This window comes from Hydrocarboniphaga sp. FW305-C-57, assembly GCF_058783045.1.
Genome location: NZ_JBYSYG010000008.1, coordinates 105866 through 124387, shown reverse-complemented (window position 1 = coordinate 124387; position 18522 = coordinate 105866). Strand labels below are relative to the sequence as shown.

The window sequence follows — 18522 nt, the reverse complement described above, 5'->3', positions numbered from 1 at the left end:
CATCGGACATAGCTGCGGTGTCATCGTCGATCGTGGGAGGCAGATAGATGGCGATGACGATCGTGACCGGTCCTGACTCGAACAGCTTGTTAACCAAGCTGCTGAATGTGATCGGTGTGGCGGAGATGGCGCCCAAGCTTGAGCGCGTGAGTCTGAAAAAAGGCCAAATTCTGCATGATGCGGGAGTTTCGATGTCGCATGTCTACTTCGCGACGGATGCTCTGATCTCCCTGCTGCAGGTGATGCAATGTGGGGAGGTTACGGAAACCGCATTGGTCGGCAACGACGGCATGGTGGGGGCGGAAATCATGATGGGTACGGATCTGACGCCAAACCGGGCGTTCGTGCAATGTGATGGTTTCGCGTATCGCTTGTCCATTGAATCATTCTCCTCCTACTTGCAGCGCTCGGCGAGAGCCAGGGAATTGGTTCTTGCACAGGTGAGGGCGTTGATGGTGCAAACGGCGCAGACGGTCGCATGCAACCGTCACCACACACTCAATCAACAGTTCTGCCGCTGGGTATTATTGGCTCTCGATCGGCTACCCTCCGAACAGATTCGCATGACCCACGAGAATCTCGCAAAAACGCTCGGCGTGAGGCGTGAAAGCGTGACACTGGCGGCCACCAGGTTCCGGGACGATGGCGCTATCGGGTATAGTCGCGGCCGCATCCACGTCCTTGATCGGGCCAAACTCGAACAGCACGTCTGCGAGTGTTACGGAATCGTCAGGAGGGAATGCGATCGACAGGCCGCTATGTTCGATTTAAGAGCATCGAGCTTCATGGGCTTCGGGCCATTCTTCGGAGAGCATTCGGGCTCACCAATGGCGACTCTGCCGACAGACGCCGCGCGGGCAGGTGCCCCTGCGACAGGCGCCAGCAGCAAGATCGCAGAATCTCGCAACGCAACATCACTTTCCCGGACCACAGAGGGTGTCGTGAGCGACGGGGCGAAGTCGACGGAGTCATAAGCGGTCGACGCTCGCATTGAATGAACGTGAAACGATGAGGCCCTCACGTTCTGATGGTTTTGTCCATCGCTATGTTTGGACATGGCGTCGGTTCATTTGCGGCCACCACGAGAACGATTGTGATTGACTCTGGTCAATGAAACCGTGGTTCGAGACGGCATATTGTTTAACGATGTCATCGTTGAGCACTGCAATGCGCAATCATTCGAAACCTGCGATTTGGGTTTTGGCTGCTCACCATCAGGCAGGCAGTTTTTACACGGCATCGAGCCCCTCTGCGGATCTGACGTTGTCGGAAACCATAAAGAACGACGATGCCAACGTTCGTGAGCGCGACCTGCATCGTCATGAGCCCGGCCACATGATGAACGATGCGGGGCGCAGGACGAGCCTGCAGGCACACAGCACCGCGCGATCACTGACGGCATCCGATCTGGCGCGACGGCTGGCCGAACATATCGAAAGCTTGCGGTTATCCGGTTCGGTCGAACGCATCCATCTGGTGGCAGAGCCGACCATGCTGGGCTTGCTTCGGGAACACCTCACGAAGCCGGCCGCAAAACTCATCAGCTCACAGCTGGTTCGCGACCCGGCGCACGATGATGGTGAGAGCTTGCGTCGGGTGTTGCCGAACTATCTTTGATATTCCGGTTTCGAGTGAACGCTTCGAGTGAACGCGCATCGAAGTCGTAACTCAGTTGATCAAGCAGATTCGATTCCGGGGTTTGAACGATACCGTCGGTTTGGGGCGTACAAGCGTTCGGACGCCATGGGCTCCTCCAAGCCTGATCTGTATGGGAGGGACAGGCGCTGCGTGCTCGACCAGGGACGTGAGGCGGGGCCTTGTCAGGTGTAGGGTCTGTCTTGATTTCATGACGATCCGCTCGATGGCTATCGGAATCAAAAGATCTTCACGAATGCAAAGGCATGTGGAGATCTTCGACATGAGAACACCGGCATCGGCTCACTGGGAGTAAGTGGAAACACGATGGGCGCTCGCGCAGCTTGCTCGGGTCCGGCGGTATCCGCATTGACCTTGGTCATGATGGCCAGGCCGAGGCTTCCGAGCGACGATGACGAAGGTTGGCGCTAGAGGACCTGTGGGAGAGATTCAGTCTCCGACCGTGATGTGGTTTTCGACGTGTCGGACACCCGAAGCGGACCAGGCTGCCTGTTCCACGGTGTCTCGTTCGATCAGCGTGCGCAGATGCCCGGTCAGGACGACTGTGTCGTTGGCAGCCAGGGCAATGCTGATGCGGCCGGAATCCAGGTTGGCGGCGCGTTCGAGCGCGGCACGGATATCGCGCTCCGTCCGGGCGCCATCGGCTTGAGATCCCACCGTGATGTGGTTGACTACTGCGACGACGCCTCCGAGCTTGGCGACATCGGCCTCGGCGCTATCGCGCTGGAATGCCCACCGCACTCGGCCGCCCAACTGCACGACGCCGTTTTCGACACTGACCTCGATACTGCCGGGAGGCAACCGTAAGTCCCAGTCCAGAATCCGGACCGCGCGCTGCGCGATTTCGTCGTCGCGCACATGCTTGTCGGACGGCAGGCGGACCTCCAGTTCCTGGGCGATTGCGCGCACGCCTTTCACTCTGCGAACGGCATTCAGTGCCGCTCTTTTCTGTGCGTAATCGTCCACGTAACCGGTCAGCGTGACGACGCCATGGTGCACGAATACGGCAATATGAGCCGCGTCCAGTTCGGGTTCGAATTCCAGTTCGTCGGTGACGGCCTGCTTGAGTTGCAATGCGTTCATGGTTCCGCTCCAGTGGGATGAATCCCAATTTGCAGCGGCCCGTTTTGCTCCGCGATGACGGGCGTCAAGACGGGGCTTGAAGTCTGTATCGCGCGACGCGGAATGGAACTATAGGTAGGAGGAAAACAGCCAGAAGAATGCGTCGCGCGCACGCCTTGGAAACGATCCGCTTGCCCATTCGGCCGATGTGATCTCGCGGCATAAGGGCCGGATCTCGTCGAAATGAGCGTTGAGTTCACTCGCGACCTTTCGGCAGTAGATCTCGACGACCACCTCGAAATTCAATCGTAGGCTGCGCGGATCGAGGTTGGCCGAACCGATGACGCCGTAGTAGTCATCCATGACCAGCAGCTTGCTGTGTGCGAACGGTGGTGGCCTAAGCAGGATGCGAACGCCTCGGGCGATCAGCGGCTCAAGCCAGCGATGACTTGCCCAGTCCACCCAAGGCAGATTGCTGCGCTCAGGCAGCATCAGTTCGACGCGGATTCCGCGTAAGGCAGCCGATTCCAACGCTCTGGCGAGTTCCGCGGTTGGGATGAAGTACGGTGTCATGATGCAGACGCGTCGATGGGCGTTCGCCAGCACGCCCAGCAGCAACAGCTCGATCTTGTCGAGTTCATCGTCTGGTCCCTCGGTGATGGCGCGGCAGGCACAGCCATCGATCAGGGGGGCAGGGTAATCCCTCTCTGTCTGATGCAGGCTCGGCCCGCCGCTGAGCTCCCAATCCGACGCAAAGATGTCGGCGAGTTGCCGTGCTACCGGGCCATGCAGCCGGAAGTGCAAATCCTCGGTGCCACGCCGGTTCGATGTCAGTTGATGATTGCCGATATTCATCCCTCCCGTGAACGCCAGGTCGTCGTCGACGATCAGCAGCTTTCGGTGGTTGCGCAAGTTGAGTTGCGGCACGGGAAGTGGGCGACGAGGTAACTGGAAGCGGCGAACGCTCACCCCGAGTGCCTTCAGCCGGCGTGAGGCGCGTGGCCAGTAGTAAAGATCCCCGATGGCATCGACGAGAACCCGCACATCGACACCGCGGCTTCGTGCCGAGGCCAAGGCTTCGACAAACTGCTCTCCGACACCGTTGCCGGAGAAGATGTAACTCGATAGCCAGAGTCTCCGCCGGCAGGCTGCGATGGCATCGAGCATCAAGGGAAACGCCGCTTCACCGTTGCGCAACAGCGTAAGCCGATTGCCAGCGAGCAATTCGCGGTGCGAGAGTGCCGTTCCGAGCCTCACCAGCTCTCTTTGCTCGAGGTCGCCCACGTCAAGTGGGACTGCGTCGCCTGGAGTCGATCGGTTGCCGGCAGCTTCGATGGCGGCGTTTGCCGAGGCACGTCGGGCGCAGGATCGCACGCGGTCGTGTCCCAACAGAAGATAGAGGAGGCTGCCGGCCATCGGGGCCAGCATGCAGGCGGCGATCCAACCCCAGGCGGCGCGCGGGTCCCGCACATTGAGCAAGGCATGCATCGCAGTGCTGCTTCCTATCGCGGTATGCAGGAGCAGCACGATTTCCGCCTGTGTCACATCAACGTTCATCGCTCCCTGAGGCGAGGCAACGAAATTTCGGCCGCAACAGGCAAGTGATCCGACAAGGCGCGAGGCAAGGCCCGCAAACGCTTCAGTTCCAGGGGATGCGAGAGCAGGATATGGTCGATGCCTCGATTCGGCGCCCAGCTCGGATACGTGGCCGGCGTGGAATCCGGAATCCAAAATCCCGACGCGCGCAAGGCCGGATGCAGCCGCAGGGCGTCCGCATGCGTGTTGAGATCGCCGATGATCGCTGCCGGCGTCTCGGGCAAGACATGTTCGGCGATGTATTCCAGTTGGCGATCCTGGCAACGGCGTCCCAATGAAAGATGAGTGACGAACATTTGGAGCGTGCGCCCCGCGTCGATGGACAGGTGCAGCTCCAGAGCACGGCGCCCGGGTATACGGCCCGGCAACAGATGCACCTGCTCTTGTCTCACCGGCAGACGGCTCAGATAACCCAGCGCGTGCCGGGCGAAAGGGCGCAGGTCACGAGTAACGGTTTGGCCGTGATAGTCGAAGCCGGCTTTGTCGGCCAGATGCGCGATCTGATCGACGAAGCGTGTCCGCAGGCTACCTGCATCCGCCTCCTGAATGGCGACAAAGTCGAAGGAGCGAATTCGCTCCGCGATCATGTCCAGAGCGCGCCGGGAGTCATTGCCGGGTAGCGCATGTCGCCATGCTCTAGTTAAGTAGTGACCATAATGTTCGGTGTCCAGGCCAACCTGGATATTGAAACTGGCGAGCCGCAGCTTCGAAACGGAGCGACGACGGGCAATTTTGGGCATGAGATGCGATAGACCGGTCGGAGAGAAGGTGCTTCGCTCGATATGGAGGACGTGCGCTGATGTGGCGCAGTTCAAGCCGTGGGATGGGGAAAGGCCGGCCGGTACGTGTCAGGAGGCAATCGCTGGAGGTCGTGCAGTACGTCCTCGTCGCGAAGCTGCGCAAAATTCTCGTAATAGGCACCGACCGACCTCTCGAACCGAGCGGGAGCTTCTGCGCAGATGAACTCATCCACTTTGCGCTTGAACCGATCAACTGCTTCGACGGGCGCGACCGGAACGGCGACGATGACATGCTTCGGTCCATCGGCGAGCAAATCCTGCAGCGCGGCCTCCATGCTGAGCCCCGTAGCGATGCCGTCGTCGATAAGCACCACACGATGGCCGTTTGCGCTGCGTCGGGGCAGCGGGCCGCGGTAACGCTCGCGCCGCCTGCGCGCTTCGGCGCGTTCCTCCTGAATGCGCCGTTCCAGCCAAAGCGGGTCGAGGTGCGCGCGCTGTCGTTCGTCCACTATCGGCTTGCCGTGCTCGGTGACGGCGCAGACGGCACATTCCGGTTGCATCGGGTGGCCGATCTTGCGTGCGATCACCAGGTCGAGCGGTTGATGCAATGCAAGTGCGACTTCCACCGCGACCGGTACGCCGCCGCGCGGCAGTGCATAGATCAGCGTGGATCTGTCGACCTTCTCCTCCAATAACGCAGCCAGCAGACGCCCCGCTTCATATCGATCAGTGAAGTACATTGTCGGACTCCTGATGGCGCACGAGCTCTGCCCGTTGCGATTCTTCGTGGCGGCTTGCCATGTCTTGATCTCGGATCAATGTCGCTACCAACGCATGTTGGAGCGGGAAGCCCTGGTGTGCGTTGACGGTCGTCAACGCGCCACGCCTTGCTCGCAGGACGGCGCCGACACGCCGCACGGATTCAAGGCGGTGGGAGGGCGGCGGTTCGGAAACAAGCTAGGCGGAGCCCGGGCCGGGTTGCTGCTCGCTGCACAGAATCTGTATTCAGAGGACCTTGCCCGGCAGGCACAATGCCTATCATGTCCCTGTCCGTGAGTCAGACTTCCGCCAAGGGACTGTCGACACCGATGGCAACCATGCTGTCGTGAATCCGGGAAATCGCACGGTTCTGGATTTGCCTCACTCGCTCCATGGAGATGTCGTATTGTTCTGAAAGCTCGCGTAGCCCCGCCCTGTCGTCCTTGATCCAGCGCTGGCGCAGAATGTTCCTCGATCGTTCGTCAAGTTGCGACCAAGCGGAATACAACGCCTTTTTCTGTAATTCACTCCATTGTGCTGCGGCGGCGTTCTCCACTACATCGTCGTTGCCGGGGAATTCAAGGCTGTCATGCGTTTCATTCCCGGTTTGGTCCAGGGATAAGTCGGTGCTGTCGAAGCGCAGCTCCATGTTCAATACATCTTCCCGATCGACGTGAAGTTCGTCTGCGATGGCTGCCGCCTCTCGGTCACTCAAGGATGCGCTATCAGGCTTTCGGCTGCGCAGACTGAAGAACAGCTTTCGTTGTGCTTTTGTCGTCGCAATCTTGACGATGCGCCAGTTTCGTATGATGAAGTCATGAATCTCGCTGCGTATGTGGTAACTGGCGAAAGTGATGAGGCGCACGTCCATTCCAGGATCGAAGCGTGTCAGCGCTCGCAGTAGGCCTAGATTTCCCTGTTGAACCAGATCGGCGAGTGGCAATCCATAGCCAGCATAGTCGCAAGCGATATGCACCACGTAGCGCAGATTGGCGTGGATCAGTTCGTCCTTTGCTCCGGCATCGAAACCGTCGCGCGCGCGAAGCGCGAGTTCGAGTTCCTTGCATTTATCCAGGCGCGGAACCTTATTGACCGATCGAATATAGGAATCGAGGTTGTCGGCGCGTAGTGGCTGTATCGAACGCCGCCTCGAGCATCGCGGATCCAGGGACATGGCGCGTGATCACTTGAGTCGTTGGTCTCACCGCACGCCGACGAAGTTGTCGAGATGATGTTCTGCGCTGCGGACGTTGCGCTTGACGGCCGCAAAGCTCGATGGGCTCACGGAGATCGAGTCAATGCCGGCTCTCACCAACAACCCGGCGAAATCGGGCTGACTGCTGGGGGCCTCGCCGCATAGCCCAACCGGGATATTGACCGCATGAGCGCGGTTGATAACGTCCTTGATCAGACCGATGACGGCAGGATTGCGTTCGGAAAATAGCGGTGCCAGCTCGTCGGAGTCGCGATCGATGCCGAGTGTGAGCTGGGTCAGATCGTTGCTGCCGATCGAGAAGCCGTCGAAGCGTTTGGCGAATTCCTCGGCGAGTAACACGTTGGACGGTATCTCGCACATGACGTAGACCTTGAGGCCCGCCTGGCCGCGATGAAGACCATAGAGAGCCATGGTCGTCAGTACTTGGTCCGCTTCTTCGGGAGTGCGACAGAAGGGCACCATGACAATGACGTTTGAAAACCCGAGTGTCTCACGTAGCCGTTTGACCGCACGGCATTCGAGGGCGAAGCCGTCGCGGTAACGCGGCGAGTAGTAGCGCGAAGCGCCGCGAAAACCGATCATCGGGTTTTGCTCCGGCGGCTCGAAGTCTCGTCCTCCAAGCAGATCGGCGTATTCGTTGGTTTTGAAATCCGAGAAGCGAAGGATCATCGGCTTGGGATAGCAGCTTGCTGCAATGCGCCCCAAGGCGGCTGCCAGACGCTCGACGAAGTACTCCGTTCTGTCGGTATAGCCGCGCGTAAGCTGCTCGATCTGTCGCCGCTGGTTTGCGTCGGTGACGCGATCCAGATGTGCCAGCGCCATCGGGTGAACCTTGATGGTGTTGCTGATGGCGAATTCCATGCGAGCCAATCCGACACCATCTGCGGGTAAGCGCCAGGAGCGAAGCGCTGAGGCGGGATTGGCGATGTTGAGCATCACCTTGGTGCGAGTAATGGGAATCTCGTCGAGCACAGTATGATCGATCTGGATTTTGGATTGCCCTTCGTAAACGTGGCCGATGTCGCCTTCTGCGCAGCTGACGGTGACGTCCTGGCCGTCATGAAGCAGGCGAGTGGCCTCGCTGGTACCGATGAGAGCGGGAACTCCCAACTCGCGACTCACGATGGCCGCATGTGAAGTTCGCCCGCCATGATCAGTTACGATCGCGGCCGCCTTGCGCATAAGCGGAACCCAGTCCGGATCGGTGTTCTCTGCGACCAGGATCGACCCGGCGGGAAACTCCTCAACCGCCCGGGGATCGGTGACCAGACGCACTCTTCCCGCTGCAGCGGCCTCGCCGATCGCCAAGCCCGATAGCAGGAGGCGACCAGGCGCCGCCACTCGATGCGTTTCGAGGGCGAACCCATGCTTGCGTTGCGATTGGGCCGTCTCGGGGCGGGCTTGCACGATGTAGAGCTGCCCCGTATCACCGTCCTTTGCCCACTCCATGTCCATGGCAAGGCCATAGTGCTTCTCGATGATGCAGGCCCAGCGTGCGAGTTGCAGGATTTCGCTGTCGCTAAGGACGCTGCCTTCGCGTTCCGCCACCGAAGTCGCCACGGTACGCGTCGTCGCTCCCGTCTCCGCGGAGTAGATCATCTTCAAGGCTTTGCCACCGATTTTGCGTTCGATGATCGGAGACAGTTTCGTATCAACAAGCAGAGGTTTGAAGATCAGGTATTCATCGGGATCGACGCGTCCTTGCACAATGGTTTCGCCCAAACCCCAAGAAGCATTGATGACCACCACGCGATCACAACCGGTCTCAGTATCGATCGAGAACATCACGCCCGAACCGCTACGATCCGCGCGCACCATGAGTTGGACTCCAACGGACAGCGCGACCGACTGATGATCGAAGCCACGGGCCTGTCGGTAGCTGATCGCCCGGTCGGTATAGAGAGAAGCGAAGCAATTGCGGCAGGCGTTCAGGAGAGCGGCTTCGCCGACGACGTTGAGATAGGTTTCCTGTTGGCCGGCAAAGCTTGCGTCGGGCAAATCTTCCGCGGTTGCGCTAGACCGCACGGCCACCGCCACGCGCGTGTTGTTGGTTTGCTGGCAGAGTCGCTGATACTCGCTGCGGACGGTCGCCGCCAAGTCATCCGACCAGATGGATCTCGAGAATGCGGTACGGATGCGCTCACCGGCTTGTGCAAGAGTAAGCGTCCCCGATGAAAGCGCCGACAGCGCTTCGTCGATCTCCGGGGCCAGCCGATTGGTTTCGACGAATCGTCGATAAGCGTGAGCGGTGAGCGCAAAGCCACCTGGAACGCGCACGCCTTGATCTGCGAGCTTGCGGATCATTTCACCGAGTGACGCGTTTTTTCCGCCCACCAAAGGCACGTCTTCGCGGCCGACCGACTCGAGAGGAACAACTTCAGGCGGGGACTGGCTCATGTAGATAACCTTTTCGCTTCAGTTGAGTAAAGGAATGTTGAGGTTGTGCGATCAGGCATGGCCCAGGTCGAGGACGGCTCGCCCCTTGATCCGGCCGGATTCGACATCGGCAAGTACGCTGTTAATTTCAGGGAGTGGCTTTCGACGGATCGTCGGGCGCACTTTCCCTTCAGCCGGGCCAGGAGTCGGGACCGGAGCCTCCTCGATGTTCAGCCGTGTTCCGAAGTGACGTACTACGTCGGCGCGCATGATTTGAAGCATAAAATCCCAACGAGCTTTGGACGGTGAGCTAGAAATAGTGCCTGGTCGAGCCTGACGCCATGACCCACGTCAATGGCGATGCCGTCGAGTCCTGGGGTGAAGCTGTGCTGTCGAAATCGAAAAGTCGGAAGAGGAGTGCAGGGCTGCTCGCTTATCGCAGGCGTGCTGGCTTGATCGAGGTCTTCCTGGTTCATCCCGGCGGACCGTTCTGGGCAGGGAAAGACGATGGATCTTGGAGCATTCCCAAAGGAGAGTGCTCGGAAGGAGAGGGGGGAATTGATGCCGCAGTGCGTGAGTTCCGCGAGGAAACCGGCTTTTATGCTGATGCCGGCCCCTTCATTCCTTTGGGCGTGGTGCGGCAGTCCGGAGGAAAACTCGTTGAAGCCTGGGCGGTCGAGTTCGACCTGGACGAAAGGAAGCTCATCAGCAACACCTTTGTGATCGAGTGGCCTCCGAGATCGGGGAGGCAGCGCAGGTTCCCAGAGGTGGATCGCGGAGCTTGGTTCAGCATCGAAGGCGCGAGGGCAAAGCTGCTTAAGGGGCAGCACCGCTTTCTAGATCAACTCATGAAGGCAGTTCGAGCGTGATCGCGAACGAAGACGCCAGTGCATTCGAAGCGCTTTCAGAGAAAGTCATGCATAAGAACCATCGCGACTTGAATGGCTGACCCGGGGTCGGGCCGTCCGTGCGGACATACTTCACTGCTTATCGTGATTCTGCTGCGCCAGCAGCTGCCTGGAAAAGAACAGCCCGGGGATCATCGGAAGCCAAAAACTCAGTCCCCTGAACAGCAGCGTGGCCGAGAGTGCGGCAGCTGCGGAAGCGCCGGTCCATTGCAGGGTCGCGTATGAAGCGGCTTCGAAGGCGCCGATACCACCCGGCATGAAGCTAAGGCTGCGGACGACGGATGAGATGACGAAGCTGGCGAATACCTGGGCGGGTGATGACGATGCACCGAGCGATCGGAGTAGGGACCACAGGGTCAAGGCATCAAGCAAGACGATAGACAGTTGCAGGGCGATTGCCTTCAGCAATATTCCCGGCTCCCGGAGAAGCTCTCGATCGGCTTCTTTGAAACTCTCAAGGCTTCTATCGAGCCAAGCGATCTTCTTCAAGGCGGGCGAAAGCGGAATGTCTCTGCCGACGAACATCCACGTCAACGCGATTAAGCCAATGCTGGCCAGGGTAAATAATACCGAGATCATCATGACAGGTCTGACTATCTGACCGGTGCCATACGCAATCAGCATCGCGGTAGCCAGGACAATCAAATACGCGGTGAAGTAGGACACGATGCTGACTCCAACGCCGCCCATGACCATCGATGCGGTAAGCCCCCGGTTTTTTAGAACGGAAGCCATCATCGTAGTCCCTCCGATCCCCATGAGTGGAATCGTCTGATCGATGAATAGCTTTGCAAAGCTCAGTTGAAGAGCGAGCCCCAGTGAAAGTCGATGTCCGGCGTGCCGAGCTAGATCGCGCCAGATTTGGCCTTGTGAGCAATAGGTTCCCGCCTGTAGTAGAACCGTCAGGATCAGCCACTCAGGACGCACTTCCGCGATGAGTCGAATGAACGCCTTCTCCTCCGACTTATGAAGCACGACTCCAATCAAAGTCGCCAGAATGCCAAGTCCCAGCAGCCACGAGAGTTGCGACAGCCTCTGATGTTGCTTGTTCGGCGCAGGGTGTTCAGTCGTCTTTTTCAGGACTCCCTCCGTGAGGTGCGCATGCTCGATGGTGTCTTGGCGTTACTGCGTACCGGCTATCGCGCATTGCCGGAATGGAGGCGTCCTGCGTGATTCTTCATCGCAGCGGAATCGGTAGCTCGGAAGCCAACTTGCGGTCAGTGAGGTGATGAGTGTCAGGACTTGCCGGTTCTCCATAAGGCGGCAACGACGAGTGCCACTATCAACACATAAATCATCAGTCCATATGTATAGAGTGGGTAGCCAAGGAAAATCTCGGCTTGTGCAATCGCCGCACAGTCCTTCGATGCTTCGGAGGTCAGTCCGCGCCACGTCCAGTATCCAGAAAGTGCGACTCCGGATACTGCGAAGAGCAAAATGAGCTGAAGTATCGTGTTCATTGGTCTCCCCATTGACATGGAACAGACTCATCAACTTCACAGATGGTCGCAATGACCTAGATCATCGGTTTGGGAGTGGGCGCAGCGAACGTTTCGGCTGGCAAGCGTTCGATATCTAACGCACCAGATACAGAACCTTTGATCCGCGTCAACGCATCGGCAAGACGTTTGGCGAATATCAATGTGGCGCCGGGGCAGGCTCGCCGCGGTTGGGGCGAGGCTGACCCTCTTCTCAGTGCTAGGCCGTTGAGTGATCTCCGGGGCAGGTTGAGGCTGCATCCTCCCGACGTTCACCAATAGCTGTCTCGTAGTCCGAGTCGAAAAGCGACTCGATTGACTATGAGATCAGCGACGAAACTCGTTGCTAAGACGATGAGGACGTCAGAAAAGCTCAGCTTTATCCAGAAAGAGAGCGCAAGTAGTCCACCGATAACGAAGTCCAGTTGATCTGCGGGAACCCAGCGGCTGCCGGGCTTCTTTCCAAGGCGTCGCTTCACAAAGCTTTTCGCGCAGTCCCCCAGCATGGCCCCAGTGCCGCAGCACACGCCTATTGCCGGCCAAGCGTCGTAATTCAGTAGGCTGCCTCCCCAGTCCAGCCAATGCTGAGTTGCAGTCGTCGTCGTGGCCCCAATCAGTCCGAAGAGGAAGCCGATGACGGTCTTATGATCTCCGAGCGTCTGTCGGTGGATCGGTTGGTTCCACCAGGGCCAGAACTTCACGAGTGGAGGCGCCATGTTCGAAAAGTAAACGGGCGCCATCAGATAGACCAGTTCGACTAGGCGGTGCATGCGGCGAAGGATTCTTGATCCATGAAGAAACTGCTTTGACCTAAGTCATCAAGGCGCCGCGCCGAGGGTCAGAGATCGAGAGCCGCAACTCCAGCGTCACTTCGCCGTCCTCGAGTTGATTGGTCTCGGACTTCCGGTGCGCCGCAGCTGATTCAAGCGTACGCGCGAGGCGATGCTGGAGCTGCGTGCTCGAAAAAAATTGCAGTCCCTGCTGGGCGAGGACGAGAAGTGATCGAAGCGATCCGCCAGGGACTCAAAGCCGATGGCTTCGAGGTGTCGATCAGCCAGCTGTGCCGCTGGTTCGGGTTCTCACGGCGAACGATCTACTACCGATCGCAAGAGGCGGCGCCGAAGCTGCAGGCCTGCTTCGCCGAGCCGATCAAAGCCTTGATCGAGCAGGCACCGTCCTTCTGCTATCGCACGGTGGCCGCGCTTTTGGGCTTCAACAAAAACACGGTGCAGCGGGTACGCTGGGGTCCATCGCAAGATACGTCTGATTCACTCAAATGCCTTCCTTTATTCTAGTATCTGTGATTCATGCTCATCATGAATAAAATGTATCGTATAGTTTACATTTTGTAAATCTAACGATACTTTTGTGTCAATTAAGAGACGCCATGATTAGGATTCTGTTCAGGCAGCAACTAGACGAGAAGGCGTTTCGAGAGCGGCGTCGAATCTCCCTTAATGATGTGTGCGAAGAAACGGGGCTCTCTCGGCCCACGGTTTCGCGGTTGGCTAACGTGCCTGGGTACATAACGAACACCGATACGCTGGACGTTCTGTGCCGTTACTTTCAGTGCCAACCGGGCAGTTTGCTCACATGGGTGGATGAGCAGCCCGACGGTCAAAAAAGTGGACGGTAAAGTCCCTGAGCCAGATGGGCTACTGATGGGACATGGGTGGGCCACGCGCTGTATTCGCGTCAAAAAATAATTCGTGCAACTTGGAATTCATGTGCCTATAATCGCCGCCCCGGCTGCCTCAGACGCGACCGGGAGGTTTGGAGTTTCACCAGTTTCATCAAGGACGTAGCAAGTATTTCCTTGAAGCGGTGACCTTCAGTCCTATATACTGATCGTCTGTCTGGTGCGGGGTGGAGCAGTCTGGCAGCTCGTCGGGCTCATAACCCGAAGGTCGTAGGTTCGAATCCTGCCCCCGCTACCAATTTTATCTGCGCTAGCAGTTGGACCAGGCCCCTCGAGGGCCTTTTTTGTTGCAAATGCGCTGATGACGCTTTGGAGGCTGTATTGCTGCGAGATCGACTGCAAGAATTGCTGGAGCCCGTGATCGAAGATTTGGGCTATGAGCTGGTGTTGTTGGAGTTCGCTCCCCAGGCCGGCTCGGCATTGTTGCGTCTGTTCATCGACAGTGAAGAGGGCATCACGCTCGAGGATTGCGAAACCGTCAGCCGCGAAGTGGCCGGCGTGCTCGATGTGAACGATCCGATCACTTCCGCTTATCAGCTCGAGGTGTCGTCTCCGGGCCTCGATCGTCCTCTCACCAAGCCGCAGCATTTCCTGCGTTTCATGGGCGAGGACGCCCGCATCCAGCTGCTCGCTCCGCGTAACGGCCGCAAGCGTTTTTCCGGACGCATCGACGCGGCGACCGATTCCAGCGTGACTTTATTTACCGACCTTGGCGTCGTCGAACTCGAATATTCGACGATAGAACGAGCCCGACTGATCCCGGATTTCGATAAGGGGAAGCCGTGAACAAAAACATCCTGCTGATGGCAGACGTCGTTTCCAACGAGAAGGGCGTCGACAAGGACACCATCTTCGCGGCCCTGGAGGCGGCGCTGGCCTCGGCGACCAAGGAACGCTACGGCGACGAAGCCGATGTGCGCGTTTCGATCGATCAGAACACTGGCGATTACGAGTCCTATCGTCGCTGGACCGTATACGAAGACGACAGTGAAGAGTTCGAGTTCCCCGAGCGCCAGATCAAGCTGACCTACGCGCGCAAGAATTATCCGGACATCGAGCCGGGCGAAGTGATCGAGCAGAAGATCGAGTCGATCGACTTCGGCCGCATCGGCGCGCAGCGCGCGAAGCAGGTCATCGTGCAGAAGGTGCGCGAGGCCGAGCGTGCGCAGGTGGTCGAAGCCTACAAGCATCGCATTGGCGAGCTGCTCACCGGTCTGGTCAAGCGCCTCGAGCGCGGCGCGGTGATCGTCGATCTGGGCGGTACGGCAGAGGCCATCATTCCACGCGAGCACATGATCCCGCGTGAGCCGGCGCGTCCGGGCGATCGCATCCGCGGTTATTTGTTCGAAGTCGGTCCGCAGGTTCGCGGTCCGCAGCTGTTCATGTCGCGCACGCTGCCGCAGTTTCTGATGGAACTGTTCAAGCTCGAGGTGCCGGAAATCGCCCAGGGTCTCATCGAGCTCAAGGGCGCGGCGCGTGATCCGGGCTTGCGCGCGAAGATCGCGGTTCAGGCCAAGGACAAGCGCATCGATCCGGTTGGCGCTTGTGTCGGCATGCGGGGATCGCGCGTGCAGAGCGTGAGCAACGAACTCGCGGGTGAGCGCGTCGACATCGTGCCGTGGGACGAGAATCCCGCCCAGTTCGTCATCAATGCGATGGCGCCGGCCGAAGTCGAGAACGTGGTCATCGACGAAGATGCGCACAGCATGTCGATCGGTGTCATCGAAGAAAAGCTCGCGCAGGCGATCGGTCGCGGCGGCCAGAACGTGCGCTTGGCGTCCGAGCTCACCGGCTGGACGCTCAACGTGATGACGACGAGCGAGCTCGAGTCCAAGAAGGACGAAGAGAACAAGGGCATCCTCGAAATCTTCATGAAGGAGCTCGACGTCGACGAGGAGCTCGCTGGCGTGCTCGTGGACGAAGGCTTCACGAGCCTCGAAGAAGTGGCCTACGTGCCGACCGAGGAACTGCTGCAGATCGAAGAGTTCGACGAATCCATCGTCGAGGAGCTGCGCAATCGCGCTCGCGACGTGCTGCTCACCAAGGCGATCGCCAAGGCGGAACAGGCTGCGTCGGTCAAGCCTGGAGACGACCTGCTGTCCGTCGATGGAATGGATGAAGAGACGGCCTACCGTCTCGCCGAGGCGGGCATCCTGACCGCCGAAAATCTTGCTGACCTGGCAACCGATGAACTGCTCGAAACGGTGGAGCTCGATGAAGCTCGCGCCCAGGCGCTCATCATGGCGGCCCGCCAGAAGCTTTACGCCTGATCGGATATCGATAAGGCGCACACCACAAAACGAGTCGATTCATGTCCATGGTTACCGTTCAAGATTTCGCCGACGAGCTGAAGAGGCCGGTGGTTGAAATTCTGGCTCAGTTCAAGGAGGCCGGCGTCTCGGTCGAAAACGCTCGTTCGCAGATCAGCGCCTCCGACAAGGTCTCACTGCTCAACTACCTGCGTACCAAGACGCGCGCGCCGGTGACGGCGCCCACCGCGGCCCCGTCCAACCGCGGTTCGATCACGCTCAAGCGCAAGGAAACCACCGAGCTGCGTCTCGGCGGCGCTCGCGGCGCGCCGACCAAGACGGTCAGCATCGAAGTGCGCAAGAAGCGCACGTTCGTGAAGTCGGAACTCGAAGAAACAGCTGCGGCGGCGACCAGCGCCGTCGCCCAGGCGGCCGAAGAAGCAGCGGCGCTCGACGAAGAGGCTTTGGCCCTGCAGGCCGAGGCCTCCGAGCGTGCTCGCCTCGAACTTGAAGAAGCAAAAGCCAAGGCGGAAGCCGAGGCCGAAGCCGTGCGCTTGCGGGAAGAAGCCAAGCTTCAGGAACAAGAGGCCGAGCTCGCGCGTCAGCGCGAAGTCGCCGAAGAAGCCGAGCGTCAGCGCAAGCAGCACGAGGACAGGCTCAAGACCGATCCGATCTACCGCGCGAAGATGGAAGCCGAGTCGGCTCGCCGTCGCGCGCAGGAAAACATCGCGCGTGCGGCCGAAGCCGCGCGCCTGCTGCGTGAAAGCCCGCCGCCTGCGGCTCCGGCTGCGCCCGCCGCTGCGGCTGCTGCAGCCAAGAAGCCTCCCGCTGCGGCGGACACGCGCGGCAACAGCAACGACCGCGATCGCGGTCGTGGCGGTCGCGCCGAATTGCATATTGCCGAAGGCAAGGGCGGCAAGCGCGACAAGAAAAAGCGCAAGCCCACCGGACAGGTGCGCGTCGAGAACGCGCATATGTTCGAGCGCCCGGTCGCGCCGATCGTGCGCGAAGTCGACGTGCCCGAGGCCATCTCGGTCGGCGAACTCGCCAACCGCATGGCGGTGAAGGCGACCGAGCTGATCAAGATCATGATGAAGAACGGCATCATGGCCACGATCAACCAGACGCTCGATCAGGACACGGCGGCGCTGATGGTCGAGGAGCTCGGCCACAAGGCGCGCCTGTCCAAGGCCACCGACGCCGAAGACAGCCTCGTGCAGGCCGTCGAAGGCGCCAAGCAGGATGGTCCGCAGGAACAGCGCCCGCCGGTGGTCACGATCATGGGCCACGTCGATCACGGCAAGACCTCGCTGCTCGACTACATTCGCAAGACCCGTGTCGCCGCAGGCGAAGCCGGCGGCATCACCCAGCACATCGGCGCGTATCACGTGAAGACGGCCAAGGGTGTCGTCACGTTCCTCGATACGCCGGGCCATGCGGCGTTCACGCGCATGCGTGCCCGGGGTGCGCAGATCACCGACATCGTCATCCTCGTGGTTGCGGCGGACGACAGCGTGATGCCGCAGACGCGCGAGGCCATCCAGCACGCCAAGGCGGCCGGCGCGCCGCTGGTGGTGGCGATCACCAAGATCGACAAGCACGACGCCAAGGCCGATCGCGTCAAGAACGATCTGCTCCAGGAAGAAGTGGTCGCCGAAGATTTCGGCGGCGACGTGCAGATGGTGGGCGTCTCGTCGGTCACCGGCCAGGGCATCGACGAGCTGCTCGACGCCGTGCTGCTGCAGGCCGAAGTGCTCGAACTCAAGGCGCCGATCGATGTTCCGGCGCGTGGCAGCATCGTCGAATCCTCGCTCGAGAAGGGCCGCGGCCCGGTGGCGACGGTGCTGGTTCGCGCCGGTACCTTGCGCCAGGGCGACGTGATTCTGACCGGTCCGCATTTCGGTCGCGTCCGTGCGATGTTCGACGAAGCCGGCCGTCCGGTGAAGGAAGCCGGTCCGTCGATTCCGGTGGCCGTGCTCGGTCTGTCGGGCGTGCCCGATGCGGGCGACGACGTGGTCGTGGTCGCCGACGAGCGCAAGGCGCGCGAACTCGCCTTGCTGCGTGAGACCAAGCTGCGCGATCAGAAGCTCGCGGCTTCGCAGGCCGTTCGCATGGATCAGATCTTCGCGCAGATGGGCGACGGCAGCAGCGGCGACGCCAAGCAGCTGAACCTGATGATCAAGACCGACGTGCAGGGTTCGGCCGAAGCGCTTGCCGATGCGCTGCGCAAGCTGCCCAGCGCCGAGGTCAAGGTCAACGTGCTGGTGTCGAGCATCGGTGGCATCAGCGAATCCGACGTCGATCTGGCGCTCGCATCGAAGGCCATCATCATCGGCTTCAACGTGCGTGCGGACAGCCAGGCGCGCAAGCGCATCCAGGATTCCGGTGTCGACGTGCGCTACTACTCGATCATCTACGAGGTGATCGACGACGTCGCGGCGGCCATCGGCGGCTTGCTCGGAACCGAGACGCGCGAGCAGATCGTCGGCATCGCCCAGGTGCGGGACGTGTTCCGCAGCTCGCTGCTCGGCAACATCGCCGGCTGCCTGGTCATCGAGGGCTCGGTGCAGAAGAACCTGCCGATTCGCGTGCTGCGCAACCAGACCGTGATTTACGAAGGCGTGCTCGAATCGCTGCGTCGCTTCAAGGACGACGTCGCCAAGGTCGAGGCCGGAACCGAGTGCGGTATCGGCGTGAAGAACTATAACGACGTCAAGCCGGGCGACCAGATCGAGTGCTTCCAGCGCGTCGAAGTGCGTCGCACGGTGAAGTCCGAGGCCTAA

The 18522-nt window shown here is 59.9% G+C and carries 17 protein-coding genes, 1 tRNA gene and 1 pseudogene; 10 read left to right on the top strand and 9 right to left on the bottom strand.

Going from position 1 to position 18522, the window contains the following annotated elements:
- Nucleotides 1-47: 47 nt before the first annotated feature.
- Nucleotides 48-974 carry a Crp/Fnr family transcriptional regulator gene (locus AC3WUM_RS16870; protein ID WP_492411569.1) on the top strand — a complete coding sequence of 309 codons (927 nt, stop codon included), beginning with the start codon at nucleotides 48-50 and terminating at the stop codon, nucleotides 972-974.
- Nucleotides 975-1155: 181 nt separating this feature from the next.
- Entirely contained in the window at nucleotides 1156-1617 is a 462-nt protein-coding gene (locus AC3WUM_RS16865; protein ID WP_492411568.1) for a host attachment protein, read from the top strand.
- Between the two features lie 468 nt (nucleotides 1618-2085).
- Here AC3WUM_RS16865 and AC3WUM_RS16860 read toward each other — a convergent pair whose 3' ends face one another.
- From AC3WUM_RS16860 to ppsA, 6 genes are all read right to left on the bottom strand, one after another.
- Nucleotides 2086-2739 (bottom strand): BON domain-containing protein, encoded by a 654-nt coding sequence (locus tag AC3WUM_RS16860; RefSeq protein WP_492411567.1) that lies wholly within the window; start codon nucleotides 2737-2739, stop codon nucleotides 2086-2088.
- 108 nt (nucleotides 2740-2847) lie between these two features.
- A complete protein-coding gene (locus tag AC3WUM_RS16855; RefSeq protein ID WP_492411565.1) occupies nucleotides 2848-4275 on the bottom strand; it encodes a phospholipase D-like domain-containing protein in 1428 nt (475 codons plus the stop codon).
- Nucleotides 4272-5054 carry an endonuclease/exonuclease/phosphatase family protein gene (locus AC3WUM_RS16850; RefSeq protein ID WP_492411564.1) on the bottom strand — a complete coding sequence of 261 codons (783 nt, stop codon included), beginning with the start codon at nucleotides 5052-5054 and terminating at the stop codon, nucleotides 4272-4274. The genes AC3WUM_RS16855 and AC3WUM_RS16850 overlap by 4 nt, the downstream gene beginning before the upstream one ends.
- A gap of 71 nt (nucleotides 5055-5125) precedes the next feature.
- Nucleotides 5126-5794, bottom strand: coding sequence for a phosphoribosyltransferase (locus AC3WUM_RS16845; protein ID WP_492411562.1), 669 nt, complete (start codon nucleotides 5792-5794; stop codon nucleotides 5126-5128).
- A gap of 317 nt (nucleotides 5795-6111) precedes the next feature.
- Nucleotides 6112-6987, bottom strand: a complete 876-nt coding sequence (locus AC3WUM_RS16840) for an RNA polymerase factor sigma-32 (protein ID WP_492411560.1) — start codon at nucleotides 6985-6987, stop codon at nucleotides 6112-6114.
- A gap of 27 nt (nucleotides 6988-7014) precedes the next feature.
- On the bottom strand, nucleotides 7015-9426 hold the full coding sequence (gene ppsA, locus AC3WUM_RS16835) for a phosphoenolpyruvate synthase (RefSeq protein WP_492411559.1): 2412 nt from the start codon (nucleotides 9424-9426) through the stop codon (nucleotides 7015-7017).
- Nucleotides 9427-9746: 320 nt separating this feature from the next.
- Here ppsA and AC3WUM_RS16830 point away from each other — a divergent pair, with 320 nt between their 5' ends.
- The gene (locus AC3WUM_RS16830) at nucleotides 9747-10274 is read left to right on the top strand and encodes an NUDIX hydrolase (protein WP_492411557.1); all 528 of its coding nucleotides are present in this window, start codon (nucleotides 9747-9749) and stop codon (nucleotides 10272-10274) included.
- 111 nt (nucleotides 10275-10385) lie between these two features.
- Here AC3WUM_RS16830 and AC3WUM_RS16825 read toward each other — a convergent pair whose 3' ends face one another.
- From AC3WUM_RS16825 to AC3WUM_RS16815, 3 genes are all read right to left on the bottom strand, one after another.
- Nucleotides 10386-11324 (bottom strand): lysylphosphatidylglycerol synthase transmembrane domain-containing protein, encoded by a 939-nt coding sequence (locus AC3WUM_RS16825; protein ID WP_492411718.1) that lies wholly within the window; start codon nucleotides 11322-11324, stop codon nucleotides 10386-10388.
- A gap of 224 nt (nucleotides 11325-11548) precedes the next feature.
- The gene (locus AC3WUM_RS16820; protein ID WP_492411555.1) at nucleotides 11549-11773 is read right to left on the bottom strand and encodes a hypothetical protein; all 225 of its coding nucleotides are present in this window, start codon (nucleotides 11771-11773) and stop codon (nucleotides 11549-11551) included.
- A 290-nt stretch (nucleotides 11774-12063) separates the two neighbouring features.
- The gene (locus AC3WUM_RS16815) at nucleotides 12064-12561 is read right to left on the bottom strand and encodes a CDP-archaeol synthase (protein WP_492411554.1); all 498 of its coding nucleotides are present in this window, start codon (nucleotides 12559-12561) and stop codon (nucleotides 12064-12066) included.
- A 166-nt stretch (nucleotides 12562-12727) separates the two neighbouring features.
- Between AC3WUM_RS16815 and AC3WUM_RS16810 the strand changes: the two are divergent.
- The 7 genes and pseudogenes from AC3WUM_RS16810 to infB all read left to right on the top strand — a co-directional run.
- A pseudogene (locus tag AC3WUM_RS16810) lies at nucleotides 12728-12793 on the top strand (DUF1153 domain-containing protein); the annotation flags it as partial.
- On the top strand, nucleotides 12790-13086 hold the full coding sequence (locus AC3WUM_RS16805; RefSeq protein WP_492411552.1) for a hypothetical protein: 297 nt from the start codon (nucleotides 12790-12792) through the stop codon (nucleotides 13084-13086). The pseudogene AC3WUM_RS16810 and the gene AC3WUM_RS16805, both read left to right, overlap by 4 nt.
- 92 nt (nucleotides 13087-13178) lie before the next feature.
- The gene (locus tag AC3WUM_RS16800; RefSeq protein ID WP_492411551.1) at nucleotides 13179-13427 is read left to right on the top strand and encodes a helix-turn-helix domain-containing protein; all 249 of its coding nucleotides are present in this window, start codon (nucleotides 13179-13181) and stop codon (nucleotides 13425-13427) included.
- Nucleotides 13428-13651: 224 nt separating this feature from the next.
- Nucleotides 13652-13728 (top strand) — tRNA-Met (locus AC3WUM_RS16795).
- Nucleotides 13729-13835: 107 nt separating this feature from the next.
- A complete protein-coding gene (rimP, locus tag AC3WUM_RS16790; protein WP_492411550.1) occupies nucleotides 13836-14276 on the top strand; it encodes a ribosome maturation factor RimP in 441 nt (146 codons plus the stop codon).
- On the top strand, nucleotides 14273-15760 hold the full coding sequence (gene nusA / locus AC3WUM_RS16785; RefSeq protein ID WP_492411548.1) for a transcription termination factor NusA: 1488 nt from the start codon (nucleotides 14273-14275) through the stop codon (nucleotides 15758-15760). The genes rimP and nusA overlap by 4 nt, the downstream gene beginning before the upstream one ends.
- A gap of 41 nt (nucleotides 15761-15801) precedes the next feature.
- A complete protein-coding gene (gene infB / locus AC3WUM_RS16780; protein WP_492411547.1) occupies nucleotides 15802-18522 on the top strand; it encodes a translation initiation factor IF-2 in 2721 nt (906 codons plus the stop codon).